This window comes from Bathymodiolus azoricus thioautotrophic gill symbiont, from assembly GCF_001298715.1.
Taxonomy (GTDB): Bacteria; Pseudomonadota; Gammaproteobacteria; order PS1; family Pseudothioglobaceae; genus Thiodubiliella.
The window spans coordinates 1-2,635 of the sequence record NZ_CDSC02000187.1 but is presented as its reverse complement, the minus strand read 5'-3'; the positions used below and the strand labels follow the sequence as shown (position 1 = coordinate 2,635).

At 38.4% G+C, this 2,635-nt stretch carries 3 protein-coding genes; all 3 read left to right on the top strand.

Translation table 11 applies throughout. The features are described from left to right. The first annotated feature begins 43 nt into the window (after positions 1–43). The 3 genes from BAZSYMA_RS03645 to BAZSYMA_RS03635 all read left to right on the top strand — a co-directional run bounded on the left by BAZSYMA_RS03645 (position 44) and on the right by BAZSYMA_RS03635 (position 2,616). Positions 44–295, top strand: coding sequence for a DUF4212 domain-containing protein (locus tag BAZSYMA_RS03645; protein WP_090715723.1), 252 nt, complete (start codon positions 44–46; stop codon positions 293–295). 12 nt (positions 296–307) lie between these two features. After that, a complete protein-coding gene (locus tag BAZSYMA_RS03640) occupies positions 308–2,068 on the top strand; it encodes a sodium:solute symporter family protein (protein WP_090715720.1) in 1,761 nt (586 codons plus the stop codon). Positions 2,069–2,139: 71 nt separating this feature from the next. Continuing rightward, complete coding sequence (locus BAZSYMA_RS03635; protein ID WP_090715718.1) at positions 2,140–2,616, top strand: hypothetical protein; 477 nt, start codon at positions 2,140–2,142, stop codon at positions 2,614–2,616. Positions 2,617–2,635 lie beyond the last annotated feature (19 nt).

Below are 2,635 nucleotides of genomic sequence, written 5' to 3'. Positions count from 1 at the left end.
TGTGTATCATGCTCAAATAAAGTTAACAAAAGGGGGGGTTTAAATGTCTAGTAATAATGATTATTGGAAAGCCAATATTGCACTAATTGTGAAGTGCCTGTCTATTTGGTTTGTTGTTTCATATCTATTTGGTATTGTGTTTGTAGATGCGCTCAATGTTATTAAGATTGGCGGCTATAAACTTGGATTTTGGTTTGCACAACAAGGCTCAATATATACATTCGTGGTGTTGGTTTTCTATTATGCGAAGAGCATGGGGAAAATCGATGAAAAATTTAATGTTCACGAAAAATAAGGGGAAACAATCATGGATTTACAAACATTAACATTTTTATTTATAGGTGTTACTTTTGCTATTTATATTGGTATTGCTTTTTGGGCAAGAGCAGGTTCAACGCATGAGTTTTATGTTGCGGGCGGTGGTATTCACCCAATTGCAAATGGTATGGCGACAGCAGCTGACTGGATGAGTGCAGCGTCATTTATCTCAATGGCGGGTTTAATCGCCTTTTACGGATACGGGGGCTCGGTATTCTTGATGGGTTGGACGGGTGGTTATGTGCTACTAGCAATGTTACTTGCACCTTATTTAAGAAAGCATGGTTCATTTACGGTTCCTGAGTTTATTTCTGATCGTTATTATTCAAAAACCGCGCGTATTGTTGCAGTTATTTGTTTGATTATTGCCTCAGTCACTTATGTCATTGGACAAATGAAAGGTATTGGTGTTGCATTTTCTAGATTCTTAGAGGTAGATTATGAAACAGGCTTGGTAACAGGTATGGTTATTGTAGCATTCTATGCAGTAATGGGTGGCATGAAAGGTATTACTTATACACAAATTGCACAATATGTGATTATGATTATTGCTTATACCATTCCAGCAGTATTTATTTCATTTATGCTAACGGGTAACCCAATCCCACAACTGGGTTTGGGTAGTGAAATGGCAGACGGGACTTATCTACTGGATAAACTAGACCAAGTGGTAACCCAACTTGGGTTCTCCGAATACACCACGCAGGCAAGACTAAGTACAACAAATATGTTTGTTTACACTTTGTCTTTAATGATTGGTACAGCAGGTCTTCCGCATGTCATCATGAGATTTTTTACCGTATCTTCGGTAAAGGCTGCGCGTGAATCTGCAGGTTGGGCGCTGATATTTATTGCACTTCTATATACAACTGCACCAGCAGTAGCTGCAATGGCAAGATTAAATTTGATGACAACTATTGACCAGCCAACAGCTGAACACAACTTAGCCTATGCAGACCGCCCAGCGTGGTTTAAAAACTGGGAAAAAACGGGTTTATTAAAGTTTGAAGATAAGAATGGTGATGGATTGATTCAGTATACAGGCAATAAAGGAAATACACCTAAAACCATTAGAGTTGATGGTAAGGACATTGTATTGCCGCCTAATGAAATGGTTAAAGTTGATAGAGATATCATGGTATTAGCAAATCCTGAAATTGCTGGCTTGCCTAATTGGGTGATTGCCATTGTGGCTGCGGGTGGTTTAGCCGCTGCACTATCAACGGCTGCTGGATTGTTACTGGCGATTGCATCCTCTATTTCGCATGATTTGTTAAAAGGCGTATGGCGACCAAATATTTCCGAAAAAGACGAATTAATGTATTCTAGGATGTCAATGATTGGCGCTATATTACTTGCTGGTTATTACGGCTTTAATCCACCAGACTTTGCCGCAGGTACGGTTGCGCTAGCCTTTGGTTTGGCGGCGTCTAGTCTTTTCCCAGTATTGATGATGGGTATCTTCTCTAAGAAGATGAATAAAGAAGGTGCGATTGCGGGCATGCTTTCAGGTATTGGCATTACATTGCTATATGTATTCCAGCACAAAGGTATTATGTTTGTGCAGTCAACTTCATTTTTAGGCGATATGGAGCCTAACTGGTTCTTTGGTATTGAGCCAAATGCATTTGGTGCCATTGGTGCATTGGTTAACTTTGCAGTAGCGTTCTTGGTAATGAGTCGTACAAACAAAGTGCCTAAAGAAGTTGAGAAGATGATTGAGAATATCCGTATTCCAGCTACTAATTAATATTTTTTAGAGTATCCTTAAAACGCCCAGCATTGCTGGGCGTTTTTTTATTTAAAATGTAGGGAGTTGATATGTTTTTTAAGAATAAGCATGTGATTACATCAATGATTGTTGCACCTATTTTAGCAATTATTAGTTATTTCGCAGTTGATTATTATGTCGCTGAAGTACCACATAAGGCTAAACAAGGGCAATCTTATAAAATGCTGGTAAAGTCTAATTGTCGCTGGGAAAGTGGGGCATGTGATTTGGTTAATGGGGGATTAAAAATCCATATCACTTCAGACGCTCAGGTTTATGGATTAAATACGCTTTTTATTGATGCTTCAAGCGATTTAAAAGGTATTAAGTTTGCTTTGGTTAAAGCAAAAGACAAAACCTCTAAACCACAATCAATGACACCTTCTAACGGTAGCAAGATATCTTGGCAATCCCCACAGATAAATGTTATAAAATCAGATTACTTACAGTTTGTTATTTCTGCAAATGAGAGTCTCTTTTATGCTAGAGTACCGACTGTTTTTATTTACAAGGAGTCTTTGTTATAAACGGCGAATTCAATCCATA